Annotated in this window: 14 protein-coding genes; 5 read left to right on the top strand and 9 right to left on the bottom strand. The window is 50.9% G+C overall.

Annotated features, from left to right (window positions below; translation table 11 throughout):
- Positions 1-129: 129 nt before the first annotated feature.
- Positions 130-1410 (bottom strand): erythromycin esterase family protein, encoded by a 1281-nt coding sequence (locus ACY0JR_RS19385; protein WP_462635820.1) that lies wholly within the window; start codon positions 1408-1410, stop codon positions 130-132.
- Between the two features lie 385 nt (positions 1411-1795).
- On the bottom strand, positions 1796-2554 hold the full coding sequence (locus ACY0JR_RS19380; protein ID WP_462635819.1) for a DUF4197 domain-containing protein: 759 nt from the start codon (positions 2552-2554) through the stop codon (positions 1796-1798).
- 60 nt (positions 2555-2614) lie between these two features.
- On the opposite strand from ACY0JR_RS19380, the gene ACY0JR_RS19375 reads away from it, so the two are divergent.
- The 3 genes from ACY0JR_RS19375 to ACY0JR_RS19365 all read left to right on the top strand — a co-directional run bounded on the left by ACY0JR_RS19375 (position 2615) and on the right by ACY0JR_RS19365 (position 6170).
- The gene (locus ACY0JR_RS19375) at positions 2615-3877 is read left to right on the top strand and encodes a competence/damage-inducible protein A (protein ID WP_462635818.1); all 1263 of its coding nucleotides are present in this window, start codon (positions 2615-2617) and stop codon (positions 3875-3877) included.
- 160 nt (positions 3878-4037) lie between these two features.
- On the top strand, positions 4038-5420 hold the full coding sequence (locus tag ACY0JR_RS19370; RefSeq protein WP_462635817.1) for a dihydrolipoamide acetyltransferase family protein: 1383 nt from the start codon (positions 4038-4040) through the stop codon (positions 5418-5420).
- Positions 5421-5627: 207 nt separating this feature from the next.
- On the top strand, positions 5628-6170 hold the full coding sequence (locus ACY0JR_RS19365) for a hypothetical protein (protein WP_462635816.1): 543 nt from the start codon (positions 5628-5630) through the stop codon (positions 6168-6170).
- A 377-nt stretch (positions 6171-6547) separates the two neighbouring features.
- Here ACY0JR_RS19365 and ACY0JR_RS19360 read toward each other — a convergent pair whose 3' ends face one another.
- Together ACY0JR_RS19360 and ACY0JR_RS19355 are read right to left on the bottom strand one after the other, a co-directional pair.
- Complete coding sequence (locus ACY0JR_RS19360) at positions 6548-9181, bottom strand: valine--tRNA ligase (RefSeq protein WP_462635815.1); 2634 nt, start codon at positions 9179-9181, stop codon at positions 6548-6550.
- Positions 9182-9715: 534 nt separating this feature from the next.
- Positions 9716-10066 carry a 4Fe-4S binding protein gene (locus ACY0JR_RS19355; RefSeq protein WP_149089117.1) on the bottom strand — a complete coding sequence of 117 codons (351 nt, stop codon included), beginning with the start codon at positions 10064-10066 and terminating at the stop codon, positions 9716-9718.
- Between the two features lie 124 nt (positions 10067-10190).
- Here ACY0JR_RS19355 and ACY0JR_RS19350 point away from each other — a divergent pair, with 124 nt between their 5' ends.
- Together ACY0JR_RS19350 and ACY0JR_RS19345 are read left to right on the top strand one after the other, a co-directional pair.
- The gene (locus ACY0JR_RS19350) at positions 10191-11210 is read left to right on the top strand and encodes an aldehyde dehydrogenase family protein (RefSeq protein WP_462635814.1); all 1020 of its coding nucleotides are present in this window, start codon (positions 10191-10193) and stop codon (positions 11208-11210) included.
- 154 nt (positions 11211-11364) lie between these two features.
- The gene (locus ACY0JR_RS19345) at positions 11365-11667 is read left to right on the top strand and encodes a hypothetical protein (protein ID WP_462635813.1); all 303 of its coding nucleotides are present in this window, start codon (positions 11365-11367) and stop codon (positions 11665-11667) included.
- Between the two features lie 110 nt (positions 11668-11777).
- Here the strand turns inward: ACY0JR_RS19345 and ACY0JR_RS19340 are convergent, their stop codons facing one another.
- The 5 genes from ACY0JR_RS19340 to ACY0JR_RS19320 all read right to left on the bottom strand — a co-directional run bounded on the left by ACY0JR_RS19340 (position 11778) and on the right by ACY0JR_RS19320 (position 17284).
- On the bottom strand, positions 11778-12641 hold the full coding sequence (locus tag ACY0JR_RS19340; protein ID WP_462635812.1) for a nucleoside phosphorylase: 864 nt from the start codon (positions 12639-12641) through the stop codon (positions 11778-11780).
- A gap of 133 nt (positions 12642-12774) precedes the next feature.
- Entirely contained in the window at positions 12775-13743 is a 969-nt protein-coding gene (gene trhO / locus ACY0JR_RS19335; RefSeq protein WP_462635811.1) for an oxygen-dependent tRNA uridine(34) hydroxylase TrhO, read from the bottom strand.
- 176 nt (positions 13744-13919) lie between these two features.
- The gene (locus ACY0JR_RS19330) at positions 13920-14552 is read right to left on the bottom strand and encodes a NeuD/PglB/VioB family sugar acetyltransferase (RefSeq protein ID WP_462635810.1); all 633 of its coding nucleotides are present in this window, start codon (positions 14550-14552) and stop codon (positions 13920-13922) included.
- A gap of 141 nt (positions 14553-14693) precedes the next feature.
- On the bottom strand, positions 14694-15986 hold the full coding sequence (locus tag ACY0JR_RS19325; protein ID WP_462635809.1) for a hypothetical protein: 1293 nt from the start codon (positions 15984-15986) through the stop codon (positions 14694-14696).
- On the bottom strand, positions 15983-17284 hold the full coding sequence (locus ACY0JR_RS19320) for a DUF2851 family protein (RefSeq protein ID WP_462635808.1): 1302 nt from the start codon (positions 17282-17284) through the stop codon (positions 15983-15985). Before ACY0JR_RS19320 ends, ACY0JR_RS19325 begins: the two co-directional genes overlap by 4 nt.
- Positions 17285-17398: the final 114 nt, after the last annotated feature.

Raw genomic sequence — 17398 nt, 5'->3', positions numbered from 1 at the left:
TAAGGTTTCTTTTAGAAAATCAGCCCAAAAGCGCCTAAACTGAAAAAAGCCACCTGAAAGGTGGCTTTCCCATATATGTAGTAAGATGGCGCAAGTACTTCTTTAGAAACAGCTTGGGAGCCGAATTGTTTACTCGTTGGCCGGATACATTTCTGGTGGCTCTTTTTCTTTGGTTTTGACAATAAACGGCCGAAGCGCCTCAGTCTCATCTAAGTACAGAAAAGCATCGTAGCGCTCTGGAATGATAGTGGGCACGTAATTGCCGTACTTTTCACGGTTGGGGTCATACACGACGCCAATGGCCCGGTGGTCTAGTTGCTGCCGGACTTCATTGATTTCGCGGAGTTCTCGGGAAAGGAGAAGTTTATCGGTAGCGCCCAAATTGTGGAGCCAGTCTTCCCAGGATCCTTTACGGGCAGGCGGCACTTCCATCTTTTTCATGGGTGCCCCCCACGCATCACCGGCAATCACAGAACCTTCATAAGACCCGAAACCAGCCAGATACACATTCTCACGGCCGTACTGTTCCCGGGCCAATTGCCCGATGTTCACCATTCCGGCGCGGGCCATGTCGGTGTAGCGGGCGTCACCTACGTGGGTGTTGTGTTCCCAGATAATGGCTTTGGAGTCTGGTCCGTGGAATTCAAGCAGACGGTTAAGGGTTTCCATCATGTGGCCGTCGCGCACGTTCCAGGAACTTCCGCCGCCGCGCACCATGGCTTTGTAGTACTTTTCGGCATTTACCGCCACCAAGGCATTCTGCTCGGCGTTGAAGACCGCTTCCTGGTTGCTGGGGTCACCTTGTTCGCGTTTGCCCAGTTCCTGCAACATGGAGATCACTTCGTCTTCACAGTCTTCAGAGACGTACGCCACCGCGCGGGCGTATTCCTGCGGATCAGAGCTATAGGGTTCAAAGCATTTGAACGCTTCTTTGGCCGCTTTCACGGCTTGGCCGTCTTTCTTCTCCAGGTACTTCATAATCTGGTTCAGAGAGTCCCAGAGGCTGTACACGTCCAGGCCGTAGAAACCTACTTTATTGGTGTTGGGCCGGTCATTGTTTTCTTTGAGCCATTCTACCAGGGCTGCTACTTCCCAGTTGCCCCACATCCAGGTAGGCCAGCGGTTGAAATGCTTGAGCACGTCAGACACTTTGGTGCCGGGTTTGCAGTAACCTCGTATGAATTTGTTGATTTGGTAGCAATCTGGCCAGTCGCCTTCCACGGCAATGAAGGTAAAGCCTTTCTCTTCTATGAGACGCTTGGAAATGGCGGTTCGCCAGGAGTAGTATTCTGAAGTGCCGTGCGAGGCTTCCCCTAACATTACAATACGGGCATCTCCAATATCCTCCAGCAGAACGTCTAAATCAGCTTTGTTCTCCAGCCGGTGGTACGGCAATTTTGAATAAGTCATGGAATTTGAGGGAAATATGAACTCCCTGCCTTTTACCCCGCATTGCTTTTAAAAGTTTACCCGTTTTTGCCCTATTTTTTTAGAAAAAGGTCAAAAACTATTTTCTACCAATGCCTGCTTCTTAGAATAACCAAATTCAAGAGAGCAGCAATAGCACCCTGCCCGTGAACTGTTATTTTTACGGATACAACGCGGCAAACCTTCTTCTACATTCCTTTCTAAATCAGAACAATACCACGCTCCACAAGGACACTGCGCCAGTATGAACTAAGACAAACCGTTGTCAAAAGCAGAAGACAAGTATTTGACCTTCTTTAGGGAACGGAAAACAAAAAGGGCAGCCGCACTAAGTACGACTGCCCCTCTAGTCATAATTAAGTACAAGTTATTGCCGGGAGCCAAACACGCGCTTCAGCAGCTCAGTGGTGCGGGCAATGGGGTTCTCTCTAATGTTGGCTTCTTCCTGGGCTACCAAGGTAAAGAGACCGTCAATGGCTTTCTGGGTGGCATAGGATTCAAGATTAGGATCGGCTTTTTTCACTAAGGGAAGTTGGTTGTAGCGGTTCACCAACTCAGAGTAATACTTGGTGGCGTTCACCTTGCTCAACGACTGGCGCATAATAGGGCTGAACGCCGTGGTGAGTTGGCTGGTGGTGGTCCGTTTCAGGAATTGGGTGGCAGCGTCTTTCTCGCCACGTAGAATATTCCAGACATCGGTGAAAGTCAACTGCTTGATGGCGTTCAGGAAGATGGGGGCGGCACTTTTGGCGGCATCTTCGGCCCCGCGGTTTAAGGTCAAAATGAATTTATCTACTTCAGAACCCAAGCCAAGCGTGCGCAGGGTATTTTCCACGCGCTGCACATCTGGCGGAAACGGAATTCTGATTAAGCTGTTTTTATAAAAACCATCGGTCTGCGAAGCCTGCGCCGTTCCTTTGTTGATTCCCTGGGAAAGGGCTTGTTTCAGACCAGAGGCCACCTCAGACTGGGTTAAGGTTCCGGTTTGTCCCGCCTGGCCGGTTTGCTGTGCCACGGTGCCCAGCGCCTGCTCTATTTGGGCGGTGGTGCAGGAAGTTAAGCCAACTAAAATGAAGCTGCCTAAAACAAATACCTGCGAGACTAGTTTCTTCCTACGTGCGTACATGTGTATTACTTTTATGCCGAGATTTATCAAGACGGCATACGCATAAATCAAGCCAAATAAATGAAAAAAGAAATATCGGCAGAAATCATGACCATCGGTGATGAGCTCTTGTATGGTCAGGTCATAGACACCAACTCTGCCTGGCTGGGGCAGGAACTGGGCAAAATAGGCATCAGGGTAAAGCAGATCACCAGCATCTCAGACAACCCCGATGCTATTACCGAAGCCCTCACCCAAGCCATCTCCCGCGCCGATGTGGTGCTGATCACCGGCGGCCTGGGTCCCACCAAAGACGACCTCACCAAACACACCCTGACCCGCTACTTCAACACCGAGTTGCAACTGCACCAACCTTCTCTAGATGACGTAGAGGCTATTTTTAAGAAGTACAACCGGCCCATGCTGGAGGTGAACCGGCAGCAGGCGTTTCTGCCAGCTTCGTGCACGCCCGTACGCAACGTGCTGGGCACCGCTCCGGGCATGTTGTTTCACGAGCAAGACACTGTGATTGTGTCTATGCCGGGCGTTCCGTTTGAGATGAAGCAGATGGTGTCCGCTACGGTATTGCCGTACCTGCAACAGCATTTTGCGCTGCCGCAGATCATCCATAAAGTGGTGCAAACCATCGGCATCGGGGAGTCTTTTCTCGCGGAGACCATCGCGGAATGGGAAGACAACTTACCGGCTAACCTTAAACTGGCCTACCTGCCCTACCTGGCCGGCGTGCGCCTTCGTCTCACCGGTTTTTCTGAGAACGGGCAAGACCTGGAAGCCCATCTGCAGGAGCAGGTAGACAAGTTAACCGCGCTCATCCCGGACCACATTTTCGCCTACGGCGAGGTCACCCTGGAAGAGGCTACTGGGCAACTCTTAAAAGAACGCAACCTTACCATTTCCACTGCCGAGAGTTGCACCGGCGGCTTGGTGGCGCATAAACTGACGAGCGTACCGGGCAGCTCGGCGTATTTCATGGGCAGCGTGGTAGCGTATAGCAACGAGGTGAAGAAAACCCAGTTAGGCGTTTCAGCCGAAACCCTGGAGCAGCACGGCGCAGTGAGTGAAGAAACGGTACGCACCATGGCCGAAGGCGTTCGCCAACTCCTGAAAACCGACATCGGGATTTCCACCAGCGGCATTGCGGGACCGGACGGCGGCACCCCAGACAAACCTGTGGGCACCATCTGGATTGCCTACGCCGATGCTCACCAAACCGTAGCCCGCAAGATCAGCTACAACAAAACCCGCCTGCTCAATATTGAGTACACCGCCCTGCAGGTCATGGACCTAATCAGGCAAAGTTTGCGGCGGCGGGTTGAGGAATAAGCAAAAAAGCCTAAATTTGCCTAACAACAGTTAGGTTCCGAGAACCGCTTACGGCTTTCCAGTGATTATTCGCTGTTTTTCTGTAACATTGCATGAACCGGTTCCTGTCCTGATTGCGGTATTCTAATCACTTTACATAAAAACTGACACACTCATACATATGGCTCTTGTAGAAATGGTGATGCCCAAAATGGGCGAAAGTATCATGGAAGGCACCGTGCTGAAATGGTTAAAGCAAGTAGGCGACACCATTGAACAAGATGAGTCTGTGCTGGAAGTAGCCACCGATAAAGTTGACACCGAGGTACCGGCTATACAAGGCGGCGTACTGAAAGAGATTCTGGTACAAGAAGGTCAGGTAGTAGCCGTAGGTGCTCCTATCGCCATTATTAACACCGGCGGCGATGACCAACCCACTTCTTCGGCACCCGCCCAGGAAGCAGCTCCAGCCGCACAACCAGTTGAACAGGCAACGGCTCAACCAGCCGAAGCTGCTCAGGTTTCAGCGCAAACTTCCCAACGGTTAGAGCAACCTGCCTCCGGTCGTTTCTACTCCCCGTTGGTCTTGAACATTGCCCGCGAGGAAGGAATCTCCATGCAGGAGTTGGAATACATTCCGGGTACCGGCAAAGAAGGCCGCGTGTCTAAAAAAGATATCCTGGATTATGTAGCCAACCGTCAAAACGGCGGTGCGCCTGCTGTCAATGCTCAACCTGTTGCCGCTGCTCCTGCCGCTCCCCAAGTTTCTGCTCCGCAACCAGCACCTCAGCCACAAGCAGTTCCTGTTGCTCCTGCTGCCCAGGTTTCTACCGCTCCGGCGCAGTCGTACAGCGGCAACGTGGAAATCATTGAAATGGATCGCATGCGCAAGATGATCTCGCAGCGAATGGTAGACAGCAAACGCATCTCGCCGCACGTAACCTCGTTTGTAGAGGCCGATGTGACCAACATTGTGAACTGGCGGAATAAAACCAAAGACGCCTATAAGAAACGCGAAGGCGAGAACCTCACCTTTACGCCTATCTTCATTGAAGCCATCGTGAAAGCCATCAAAGACTTTCCGATGATAAACGTAAGCGTAGACGGTGACAGAATCATCAAAAAACGCGACATCAACATCGGGGTAGCCGTGGCCTTGCCTTCTGGTAACCTGATTGTACCGGTGATTCACAACGCTGACCAGATGAACCTGAACGGCATCTCCAAGCGTCTGAACGACCTGGCCAACCGTGCCCGTATCAACAAACTGACTCCGGCTGACCTGGCAGACCCAACCTACACCATATCCAACGTAGGTTCCTTCGGGAATGTGATGGGTACGCCTATCATCATGCAGCCGCAAGTGGCCATCATGGCCGTAGGCGCGATTAAGAAGAAGCCTGCCGTAATCGAGACGCCTGAGGGTGACTTGATCGGTATCCGTCAGTTCATGTTCCTGTCGCACTCCTATGACCACCGCGTGGTGGATGGTTCTCTGGGTGGCATGTTCGTGCGCCGCGTAGCCGATTACCTGGAAGCCTTCGACCCGAATACCAGCATCTAATTTGAAGATTTATAGATTGGGAGATTTGAAAATGATCTCCTCCTTTGAGAAAGCCTCTCCTTTGCCGGAGAGGCTTTTTTGCGGGCTTTGCTTTAGGCCCGATTTGGTAAAAACAGGCCTAAAATAGAAAAGCACAACCCGCCTCTTTAGAATATAGTAAAAGTCTTATCTTACCAAGGCTTCTACCGCCCTGATACTTCATCAACCATGAAAAATACCCTTCTTCTGCTTCTTATCGCTTTTCTGCTATTTCTGGCCATCTTCTTCTATTGGAGAAACAGCCAAGCCGAAAGCCAATTGGCCCTGGCCAACGAGAAAATTACTAGCCTGGAGCAACAGGTCATGCGTTACTCCCAGACCGCACCCATAGATACGCTGTCTCCCTCGCAACCGGAGAGTCCCGCCCCAGAGACTTCTGAAACCGTAGAGAAAGTGACACCTCCAGAATCCACGTCCTTTGAAGAAGAGATTGGCACCTTAACTGAAGGAGACATACAGCGGCTAAAGAAGAAAGGCCTGAAAAACCCTGAGGCTGACCTCATGAACGACCTCATGCGCAAGCAGAAAAGCCTGCTCACCGCCTCGGGAACCATGGGCGGCACCATGGCCATCCAGGACGTCCGCATCCTCAACGACCGACATGCCCTCGCCTACTTTGAGGACGGCCATAATGGTGGGTACCTGCTCCTCCGCTACGCTGTAAATAACGGCACCATCACCTGGACCAGATTGGACTCTTCTACTTTGTAGCAGTTTATGGCTGTTTTCAGGAAATGGCCTTAAAACGGTAGGAAGAACTTTATAAATAACTGGCGCGAGTTTCCAAACTCGTGCCTTAGGATGAAGCGAGTCTCCACTCGCCGGAAACCATGAGCAGGGTTATCTTTCATCTAATGGATTGCTATGGCGCGGAAGTTACTTACGTGCCTTTCTGCTACCTTAGATATGACCTTGTAGAAGATCAGCAATCCTAATTTCGCTGCTAGTGCAGCGAGGGTAGTCTGGAGACTACCCATCATCTACAGGCACGAGTCTGGAGACTCGCGCCAGCAATTCATTTGATATAAACACAAAAACGGCTGCCCCAATCAAGACAGCCGTTTTCTTATTCATCAGATTCTCACTTACTATTCAGCGGGTAAAGCAGCCAGGCTTTGCTCCAAAGCAGCAATCTTAGCTTCAGCATCTGAGCGTTTCTTGCGCTCGGCATTGATGACCGCTTCTGGGGCACCACTAACGAAGCGCTCATTGCTCAGCTTTTTGTCTACTGAGGCCAGAAAGCCTTTGGTGTAGTCCAGTTCCTTCAGGATGCGTTCGCGCTCAGCGGCGGTGTCAATGTTACCTTCCATCGGGATGAAGAACTCAGCGCTTTCTACCACAAAGGACAAGGCATTATCTAGCGGCTGTTCGGTTTCCAGAATCTCGCTTAGGTTGGCCAGTTTGCTTACCAGTGTCTCATAACCGGCAATAGCGTTTTTACCTTCTACCAGCCGTACGTACAGCGCAAGCTTTTTAGCAGGGGAGATATTCTTGCTATTCCGCTGGTTCCGGATTTGGCCTACCACGTTCAGCACATAGTCGGTTTGCTTGAGTAGGTCTGCATCTACGCGGCCTTTTTCTGGCCAGGCAGCTACTACCAGGCAGTTTTTAGGCGCACGCTCGGCCATGGAGTTCCAGATTTCCTCGGTGATGAACGGCATGAACGGATGCAGCACTTTCATCAGTTTCTCCAGGAATTCATAGGTGGCTTGCAAGGTAGCCGCATCAATGGGAGACCCGAAAGCTGGTTTGATCATCTCCAGGTAGTTGGAGCAGAAATCGTCCCACACCAGTTTGTAGACCGTGAGCAAAGCATCCGAAATCCGGAATTTATCAAAGTGGTCTTCCAGCACGTTCAGCGCCTCGTTGAACTTAGAGTCGAACCACTTGATGGCTTTCTCGTTCGGGTTGGCCAAGGTCTCGTCTACTTCCCAGCCATTGATGAGCCTGAAGGCGTTCCAGATTTTGTTGCTGAAGTTACGGCCCTGCTCGCATAGCTTTTCGTCAAACAACAGGTCGTTCCCAGCGGGAGAGCTGAAGAGCATGCCCGCACGAACGCCATCGGCGCCGTACTGCTCAATCAGGTTCAACGGGTCTGGTGAGTTCCCCAAGGATTTAGACATTTTGCGTCCCTGCGCGTCACGCACAATTCCGGTGAGGTACACGTTCTGGAACGGCAGTTCTTTACGGAACTCGTACCCGGCCATAATCATGCGGGCTACCCAGAAGAACAGAATCTCGGGAGCCGTCACAAGGTCATTGGTGGGGTAATAATACAGGATATCTTCGTTGTCCGGGTCTTTGAAACCGTCAAACACCGAGATAGGCCACAACCAGGAAGAGAACCAGGTATCCAGCACGTCTTCGTCCTGACGCAAATCCGTTAATTGCAGTTCTGGGTTTCCAGACTTGGTACGGGCTTCTTCCAGTGCTTCCTCGGCAGTACGTGCTACTACGAACGTGCCGTCTGGCAGGTAATAGGCCGGAATCTGCTGGCCCCACCACAATTGGCGTGAGATACACCAGTCGTGCACGTTTTCCATCCAGGAACGGTACATGTTCTTGAACTTGGCTGGGTGCAGCTTGATGGTATCGTTCATCACGTTCTCAAGGGCAGGCTTCGCCATCTCGTCCATTTTGCACCACCACTGCATGGAAAGCTTCGGCTCAATCACGGCATCGGTACGCTCAGAGAAACCTACGTTAGAAACAGAATCCTCTACTTTCTCTAGCAGACCCTGGGCATCCAAATCCTTGGTGATTTTCTTGCGCACCACAAAACGGTCTTCACCTACGTAGAGGCCAGCACGCTCATGGATGGTTCCGTTGTCATTGAGAACGTCTATGCTAGGCAGGTTGTGTTTCTGGCCCAGTTCGTAGTCATTGATATCGTGCGCTGGCGTTACTTTCAACACCCCCGTTCCGAACTCGCGGTCTACGTACTCGTCAAAGATGATAGGAATGGCGCGGTTCACCAACGGGATAATGGCTTTCTTGCCCGCCAGATGCTTGTAGCGCTCATCCTCGGGGTGTACGCAGATGGCTACGTCGCCCATGATGGTCTCGGGGCGTTTGGTGGCAACGGTAAGTACTTCGTCAGAGCCTTCTATGGCGTAGCGCAGGTAGTACAGCTTGCCGTTTACCTGCTTAAAGTTTACTTCTTCGTCAGACAGCGCAGTCATGCCTTGCGGGTCCCAGTTCACCATGCGTACGCCACGGTAAATCTGGCCTTTGCGGTACAGGTCCACGAATACCTGGATTACGGCATCGGTCAAGGCCGGCTCCATGGTGAAACGGGTCCGGTCCCAGTCGCAAGAAGCACCTAATTTCTTGAGTTGGTCCAGAATGATACCGCCGTATTTCTCTTTCCACTCAAAGGCGTACTGCAGAAACTCCTCGCGGGTAAGGTCGCTTTTGCTGATGCCTTTTTCCTTGAGCATGGCTACTACGCGAGCCTCCGTAGCGATGGACGCGTGGTCGGTGCCCGGTACCCAGCAGGCCTCTTTGCCTTGCATACGGGCACGGCGCACCAATACATCCTGGATGGTATTGTTAAGCATGTGGCCCATGTGCAACACGCCCGTTACGTTGGGCGGCGGAATCACTACCGTGTAAGGTTGCTTTCTAGGGTTTGGTTTGGACTTGAAAAAGCCACGCTCCAGCCAGGTGGCGTACCACTTGTCTTCTACTTCTTTGGGGTTATAGGTCTTCGGAATCGACATCTTGGGTAAGGTGCTAATGTGTTAAATGTGCTGATGTGCTATGATGGCAGAACCGGCACCTATCACGTGTACCTGCAAAAATAGCAAATTAGCCGATGTGAGTTATCAGTTATTGGTCGGCTCTGCGGGAAAGCTCCTGTTTTCAGGCGGTTTTCGGGAAAACAGGGAAGAAAAGGCGCTGGTGGAGACACTCGTAGGACCTTCGGACATTACGAGGTCTTGGGCTTTGCCGATCAATGTAGCGGCGTTACACTGTAACGCTGTGGTTCTACGCAGCAGCAAAGGTTCTAATCACCCGAAACCGCTTTGCGACGAATGCCTTGGCCGTTTACAAAAGTATGTTCTAATTGAAACGTTCTAGTTCCATGGTATCACGGCGTTACTGTGCAACGCCGCTACAGACCGTGAGAACCGCCAATCAGCCACTGGCTTCGGTTTCAGGATTTACGTCTGTTTTCCAGAAAACGGCCGTAGTTCACTCGCCAACAAAAAACCCGCACGAGGCGGGTTTCCTGAATAGCTTCTATAAAAAGATTAGCTGGCTGCGTGCAACCACTCTTTCTTAGCTAACAAGGCTTCCTCGGTCTCACGGTAGTCTGGGTCATCTACGCAGCAGTCTACAGGGCAGACGGCGGCGCACTGGGGCTCCTCGTGGAAACCGCAGCACTCGGTGCACTTGTCAGAGACTATGTAATAGAATTCGTCAGAGATGGGCGGTTGCGGGGCTTTGCCGTCTACCGTTTCTCCGCCGTCAATTTCCACTTTGGTCAGAGATGTACCATCACCCCAGGTCCACTGAACGCCACCTTCGTAGATGGCCGTGTTGGGGCACTCCGGCTCACATGCGCCGCAGTTGATACACTCATCCGTGATCATTATCGCCATAATCGTATCTCCTGTTTCTTTTTAGTAATTTTGCACCAGATATAGGTACGCCATCCTGCGCGCAAAAGTAATACGTAGCGCGCATTGTATCAAACGTTTCTCACGCTTCCACTGTTACCCCTTCATGTTAACTTTAGAAAACAGACTTTCCGCATTCATACAATTAGGCGATTACCTACGGCAACTGCCGCAAGAGGAGCGCGAATACCTGGCCCGGCGCGCGGGTCAGCATAATAACTTCTTCGACCTGCCCAATGTTTCGGCGGCGCTGGACGGACTGGCTGGTATGCTGGAAGAGAACCAACTGAGGGCCTGGATTAACTCCTACAACTTGCCGCAGGTAAACGAAAACCCCAAAAAGGTAGGCGTGGTGATGGCGGGTAACATTCCGGCCGTAGGTTTTCATGATGCCCTTTGCATTCTCATCACCGGGCACATTCTACAGGCTAAGCCGAGTTCTGATGATCCTTTCCTGATTCCGCATCTGCTGAATAAACTCACCGAGATTGAACCTGGTTTCCAGGAGCAGATCCAGTTGGTCATGATGCTGAAGGAATCTGAGGCCATCATCGCTACCGGTTCAGACAATACCGCCCGCTATTTTGAATACTACTTCGCGAAGCGCCCGCACATTATCAGGAAGAACCGCACCAGCGTGGCCGTGCTCACGGGCAAGGAAACCAAAGAAGAACTGGTCGCCCTGGGCGATGATATTCTGCGCTACTATGGCTTGGGCTGCCGCAACGTGGCCAAAGCGTTTGTTCCGGCCAACTATGACTTCACTCCTTTCTTCGAGGCCATGGAGTACAAGAAAGAGGTAGTGAACCACCACAAATACCAGAACAACTACGACTACAATAAGTCCATTTACCTGGTCAACGCGGTGCCGCACTTAGACAACGGTTTTCTGATGGTTACGGAGAGCGAGCAACTGGTCTCCCCTATTTCGGTGCTGTTTTACGAAACCTACGCCAATGACCAGGAACTGGAACAGAAGCTGGAGACCATTCAGGAAAAGTTGCAATGCGTGGTTTCACAGGAAGCTATCTGGCCCAACAGTTACGCCTTTGGGCAGGCGCAATGCCCCGCCGTGAGCGACTACGCCGATGGCCTGGACACGATGGAATTCCTGAAGAACCTGTAAATTATTTTAGGGCTGTTTTCTGTAAAACAGCCCTAAAACACCATTTTGGGCGCAATTAACTGTTTTTACATAGACTTATTGTGTTAAATACCGTTTGTAGATGTAAGAAATTCTTTCTTCATTGGTCTACCGACTAACACCAAACACGCGTACCATGGAAAATAACACCGTGCTCCATTATCAATTAATTGAGAAGGAATATATCCCACAATTGCATTTCGGTCATGAGGATGTTTTGCAGGATAAAGAATCACAAGTGAAACGTCTGCACGCTCTTGAACGGGCCAGCCGATTAGGCAACGGGTATCAGGGAAAAGTAGAACTCACCTTTCAGGTTGCCTCTGGCACCATTCTCAGGGTGCAAACCACCATCTGGCAAGCCGACAAGGAGTACACCACCATTAAATCTGGGGTTACCATGCCTACCTCCTCTATCTTGGGAGTGGAGTTCTTCTAAGATGACTGCCTGAGATTTCAAAATCAGGCTTCGTACTTTTACCGCCTAAAGAAAAAAGGCCTTTGGTTATGCACCAAAGGCCTTTTTTCTTTAGGCGGTTTTAGCAAGCATTAAATCCGGTCCAGTACTTTGACAATCAAATCGTCTATCACCTGGTCGGCGTTCTGGGCAAATTGATGGGTAATACGGTTGGCCACTATGGCGTTCAAAGAAAGAACCTCATGGCCTAGCAAACGGCCTAAGCTATAAATACCTGCCGTCTCCATCTCAAAGTTGGTAAACTGCACCTCCTCAAACCGGAAGGAGCTCAGCTTTTGGATCATATCTTCAATTTTAGGCTGTAAACGCAACAATCTACCCTGCGGCGCATAGAACCCCGGACAGGTAAAGGTGTTGCCGTGAATCATATCAAAGCCTATCTGCTCTCGCAGAATGTCTGAGCCTTTGGCGCAGTACGGCAAGAAACCAAGCCCTAAGGCTAGCTGCAAGTTCACGGCAATCTCCGTTTCATAGCCGGTTTCCATAAGCGGGTAGAACTGCATGAGCGTGTCTAGTCCCAACGCATACTCAGTGGCTAAGTGGCTGCCCAGCGGAATGTCTTCCCGCAATGCGCCCGACGTCCCGATCCGGACAATCTTCAGGGAGATGCGGTCTTCGTGTTCCAAGGCCTCACGGCTCACAAAGTCAATGTTCACCAGCGCGTCCAGCTCGTTCATGACAATGTCAATGTTGTCTGTTCCAATACCGGTAGAAACCACCGAGATACGTTTGCCTTTGTAGTAGCCCGTGTGGGTGACAAACTCGCGCTTGGCTACCTGCACCTCCATGGAATCAAAATGCCGACTCACGCGCGCTACGCGGTCCTGGTCGCCCACGGTGATGATGGTATCAGAAATCTGCTCGGGTAGCAAGTTCAGGTGGTAAATGCTGCCATCGGCGTTCAGAATCAGTTCAGACTCAGGAATACGGGCCATAGTTTCATAGTTTAGGGTGTGACAACAGAACGTGGGTTCCACATCGGCCTACGGCCGATAGAAATAAATGTATAAAAAAGCGCCGCTTCTTGCCCTACAGCAACAAGCGGCGCTTTCCTTACCTGCTTATGGTTTATACGGCCTTTGGTTGCTCCGCTTTGCGGCGGTTCAAACCTTTGTACGGGTTGTAGCCGTTCGTGTTCTTCTGGTAATAACCGGTGCCGTCGTACGGACGTTTATCGGGGTGTTCCTGGCAGGTGGTGGAGCAGGCACCATCCATTTTAGTACCGCAGCTCTCGCAGATAGGCACGTGCAGATTACAGTGCGGATTGGCGCAGTTCACCATCCTGGCCGAAGGCGTTTCGCACACGTGGCAGCGGGAAATGACCACCGGGTTCACTTTGTTTACATCTACCGCCACGCGGTTGTCGAACACATAGCATTTCCCCTCGAAGTCCTCGCCACCGGCTTCCATGCCGTACTTGATGATACCGCCATGGAGCTGGTACACGTTCTCAAAGCCTTTCTCCAACAGGAACGCGCTCGCTTTCTCGCATTTGATACCGCCGGTGCAATACGTCAGGATTTTCTTGCCTTCGTACTTCTCCTTCAGCTCGTCAATCTTCTCAGGAAACTCCCGGAAATTCTCGATGTCCAGGGTTACGGCGTTTTTGAACTTGCCCATGCTGTGTTCATAATCAGAGCGAACATCCAGCACTACCACGTCTTCCTGGTCTTTCATCTCCTTGAACTCCTGTGGCGACAAATGCACCCCGGTACGCTCAGTAGGGTCAATGTTGCGCAAACCGGCATGTACGATCTCCGGTTTGTGGCGCACGTGCAGTTTGGTGAACGCGTGTTCATCGGCGTAGTCCACCTTAAAGTCGATGCCCTCAAACCGAGGATCGGCTTTCACGGCGGCCATGTAGGCTTCGCAGTCTTCTACCAGGCCAGACACCGTTCCGTTCAGGCCTTCGGGCGCCACGATGATGCGGCCTAATAAATTCAACTTAAGACACAGCAAGTGGTGCTCCTCACGGAACAACTCCGGATCTTCAATCTTGGTGTAATGGTAATAGAGTAAGATACTGTACTTTTTCATACGGCTTAGTTTCAGACTAAGTGTGTGGTTAATGTGCTACTTATTTAATGTGCTGATGTGGCTAATGGGCAACAACAGCTTTTCTGTTTTGGTGCAAAAGTAGGAAACCGACTAGAAACGGAAAATGACCTTTATCGGACCAGAGTCTCACGGCTAACATTTAGCGTCTTATGTCTTTAAACTGGTTTGGCGGGGTTCCCGAAGACAGTTTGCTTGGCAGCCACATCGGCTACGACTACAGCTCCGGCTCCTACACGGGCATTCTTGCCGATTTTCACGCCTGACACAATCACCGCTCCGGTTCCTATGAAGGCTCCTTCGGCAATAGTTACGCCGGCGTTAATCATGGCTCCGGCTCCTAACTGCACGTGGTCTGCTAATTCAGCATTGGCATCTACTACCGCGCGTGAACCAATGATGCAGTTATCTCCTACTTTGGCGTTGGAATTCACGATGGCTCCGGCCTGAATGAAGTTTCCGTGGCCCAACCAGGCATGCTCTGAAACATAGCTGAACTTGTGAATAGCATTTACCGGGACCACTTTGTAGTCTTCCTTCAGCATGTTGGTCATACTTTTGCGGGCAGCGGTATCTTCCGCAGCCACAAACACGTCGCATTTCTTGCCCAACAGTTTCAGAATGTTTTCGTCTTCGGTGTTGCCCATGACGGTGATCTCGTTCACTTCTTTTTGTTGCAGAGCTACCTGGTCATCTAGGAAGCAATACACCACTACGTCATTGCTCTGAAACGCATCTAACGCCAACACACCCAATTCCTGGGCTCCTAATATGATTACTGGATTTTGCATATCTCTCTTGACTTGTATGTAAGAACAGCCTGATTTCTTATCATTTACGAAAACTGAACCGTGCTGCGTTTTTTATCCGTTTCTCAGAAACAAGGGTAGAAACGATTTCCGTGCAAAAATAGGGAAAGAAAACGGAATAGATTACTTCCACCGCTTTGCCTGGTTCTCAAGCCAAGCCGGAACAGGTCCCCACGCTAAGACGATCAGTAGAATGAAAGGCAGCAACGGTGCCCGGTACCTGTTCAGAGAACCCAGATTGGGGGTTGGCAATGTCACCAGCACCGCCGAGACACAAAAAAAGACCAATAACACCGCCAAGAACGAAGGCAACAGCGGGACTTTTTTGGTGCGGAGCAAGTTGAAAATGGTTAAGATAACCAGTAACAGCAGCAGCAGGTTTTCCAAGGCTATTAACTTGTAAATCAACGGCGCCGGTTCCCATAGAAATGGCCTGAAAAGCATCTGCAGAATAGCTGACGGAGCATTCCACAACATAGAAGAAAGCGTAGGCTGCAGGTCTGGGAAAGTCAACATAGGGTTAGCTTTATCAGTGAGCGCCATTATTCCTTTATAATTCCATACAATGTGCTGCACAAAAAAATCCAGATTGAAAGTTGGGTGGGCAAAAGAGGCGATAAAGGCCGCTACCGGTGACAGCGCAACCCACATTAAGAATCGGTTTCTTCCAGTCTGTAACCAATTCAGTTTAGGCGTGAGCCATTCCATCAACAGCCAGGTAAACAGCAGGACAAGTAGAACCGCCGCCAGGAAAAATTTTATTTTCCAGAGCAGGTAAATACTTGCAACTAAAAGGAGAATTTTCCCTAAACCTTTGCTTGAATTCCTAAGCGAAGAAATCCGCAGGAAGAGCCCGGCAGTGAGGCAGAGGCTACCCATGAGTACACTTTCCTTGGCAACACCGCTCGTCCAGAAAACCACCGAGGGGAAAAACAAAAATGCGATAGCCGAAGCGGTGCCATAAGCAGGAAAACTGGTATTCAGCTTTTCAACTAGGTACCAACAGCCCCAGAAACTTAACAAAGAAAGATAGAAGCCGCTGAACCAGTAAGAATTACCCGTCATAAAATACAGCAGACTCAGCCCTTTAATAAAGAAAAAGGAATTGGAATACTCCGGCCACTGAGAATACCCGATTGGGATTACTCCCATCTTGTTGAAAAACAACAGCCGAAAGTACTGTTCAGGATACTTTTCCGCGGCTATTATCACTTTTAGGGTTTCGGTATGAAAGCCCCAGGTATCTCCGCCGCCTAAATATCTTTGATACACCAGACCTAGCATCACTCCTGCCACTAACTTCAGGAGCAAGGCTGGCCAGAAAAGCTTGCGCATGGTCTTTTTCCCCGCTGAACGCCAGAGCAGATAGATCAAGAAGAAGAAAACCGGAAGGTGCAGCCAGTTCAGCAGGTTCATGGAAGGGAAAGGTTCTGTTTCATCAGGCGGTGCCCAAGGACGCAATGTACGCATTTCCGGGGTGCGCAGTACGTTTGGTAGAGGCCAATCAAGGCCTGCGAATCTGCTGCGCTGCCATTCGGGAACCCAAGACCGGTGTACAGTCTGGTTACTTTGTTGTGTTCTTTGGTCAGGCTTTCCAGCAATTCTACCGCTTTTTCCTGGTAGGCGGCATTGTCCATGCGTCTACTATACGCCACCAGCAACGGGGCCACCACATTAATCAACAGACCTTGTATGCTTTCATCTCCTATTCTGGGAAGTGGCTGCGCCGATGCTTTCCCTGGGGCGTAATGTTCCTGCCAATACACTGGTGGCGTTTGCCGGAAGAAACTTAAATATGCTTCTTTGGTTTCGCAGGACACCATTCCAGACCAAAGATGCGGATGTGCCTGTAGTACGGCCAGCCATTGACTCAGCCGGACCGCCGGAAAATTAGCAGGTCTTAACCTCAGGAAATTCCAGGCCTTTTTACTTAAACTCGGCGGCAATCCATGCTTTTGTGCCAAATAACGGTGTTCCCGGCTAAGGCTATTGAGATACGCCTCTTCCGCTTGTTTTTCGTCAAGGACTAACATTCCGGCCTGGCCGAACACCAAGGCTTCCAACTGCCTGGGCGAGGACCTATACTTCTTGACTATTCCCCACGGAAGCACCCGCGTGAGTTGCAGAAAACCTTCCTGGTTTATCTTAAACCCAAACCCGATGGCCAGTGTCTGGTATACGGTGCTTTCCCAGTCCTGCCGGTTCAGTTCCAGCCGTTCCAGTACCAGATTTGCTTTCAGTTCCAGCCGCTCCAGCAAGGTCCTGTCCAGCATAGCCGATTTGAAGACGCTGTTAACCTGTACCGCCTGCGCTGCGCAGGGAATCACCTCCTGGCTCCAGGTCAACTCCTGGTACTGAGCCTGCAAAGGCAAAGCTACCCGGCCCATCAGTACTAGCGTAGGCAGAAGGGTTCCTTCTTCGCGGTGCACCGGTTCATCGTTTTCCCAAACCACGTGCAAAACCACTTGGTTGTATTTGGCATCGTGCTGGTGTTGGTGGCGGCGCCAGTCAGAGGCTTTCAGGTGCAGTTCCACGCTGCCCACCCATTCCGTTTCGCCTATCTTGATCCGGGCACCCGAGAAATCTGGACCCGCATCTAACCGGTTATAAAAGCCTGGGTGCAGCACCACTACTTCTTCGCCCTCAGAAGTCAGCAAATTTTCCCTCCGGAAGTACTGGTAGCGCCAGATGTAGTGCAGAAAATCCTCTTTCATAGAAACCGGAACAGCCTTTCAGGCCTTCTGAGCACATACGCAGAAAGCTCTGAAAGGCTGTTGTGTTTTGCTATCAGTAATTACTGTTTACCAAGCGCTTTTAGAAAAGCAGCC

The sequence above is a fragment of the Rufibacter sp. JT3400010 genome (genome assembly GCF_054956755.1).
Note: the sequence above shows the minus strand (reverse complement) of the source record. Positions and strands in the feature narration are given on the sequence as shown.

Coding starts and splice junctions, on each gene's coding strand:
- ACY0JR_RS19385 (WP_462635820.1), bottom strand. CDS start 1,410: ATGACTTATTCAAAATTGCCGTACCACCGGCTGGAGAACAAAGCTGAT.
- ACY0JR_RS19380 (WP_462635819.1), bottom strand. CDS start 2,554: ATGTACGCACGTAGGAAGAAACTAGTCTCGCAGGTATTTGTTTTAGGC.
- ACY0JR_RS19375 (WP_462635818.1), top strand. CDS start 2,615: ATGAAAAAAGAAATATCGGCAGAAATCATGACCATCGGTGATGAGCTC.
- ACY0JR_RS19370 (WP_462635817.1), top strand. CDS start 4,038: ATGGCTCTTGTAGAAATGGTGATGCCCAAAATGGGCGAAAGTATCATG.
- ACY0JR_RS19365 (WP_462635816.1), top strand. CDS start 5,628: ATGAAAAATACCCTTCTTCTGCTTCTTATCGCTTTTCTGCTATTTCTG.
- ACY0JR_RS19360 (WP_462635815.1), bottom strand. CDS start 9,181: ATGTCGATTCCGAAGACCTATAACCCCAAAGAAGTAGAAGACAAGTGG.
- ACY0JR_RS19355 (WP_149089117.1), bottom strand. CDS start 10,066: ATGGCGATAATGATCACGGATGAGTGTATCAACTGCGGCGCATGTGAG.
- ACY0JR_RS19350 (WP_462635814.1), top strand. CDS start 10,191: ATGTTAACTTTAGAAAACAGACTTTCCGCATTCATACAATTAGGCGAT.
- ACY0JR_RS19345 (WP_462635813.1), top strand. CDS start 11,365: ATGGAAAATAACACCGTGCTCCATTATCAATTAATTGAGAAGGAATAT.
- ACY0JR_RS19340 (WP_462635812.1), bottom strand. CDS start 12,641: ATGGCCCGTATTCCTGAGTCTGAACTGATTCTGAACGCCGATGGCAGC.
- trhO (WP_462635811.1), bottom strand. CDS start 13,743: ATGAAAAAGTACAGTATCTTACTCTATTACCATTACACCAAGATTGAA.
- ACY0JR_RS19330 (WP_462635810.1), bottom strand. CDS start 14,552: ATGCAAAATCCAGTAATCATATTAGGAGCCCAGGAATTGGGTGTGTTG.
- ACY0JR_RS19325 (WP_462635809.1), bottom strand. CDS start 15,986: ATGAACCTGCTGAACTGGCTGCACCTTCCGGTTTTCTTCTTCTTGATC.
- ACY0JR_RS19320 (WP_462635808.1), bottom strand. CDS start 17,284: ATGAAAGAGGATTTTCTGCACTACATCTGGCGCTACCAGTACTTCCGG.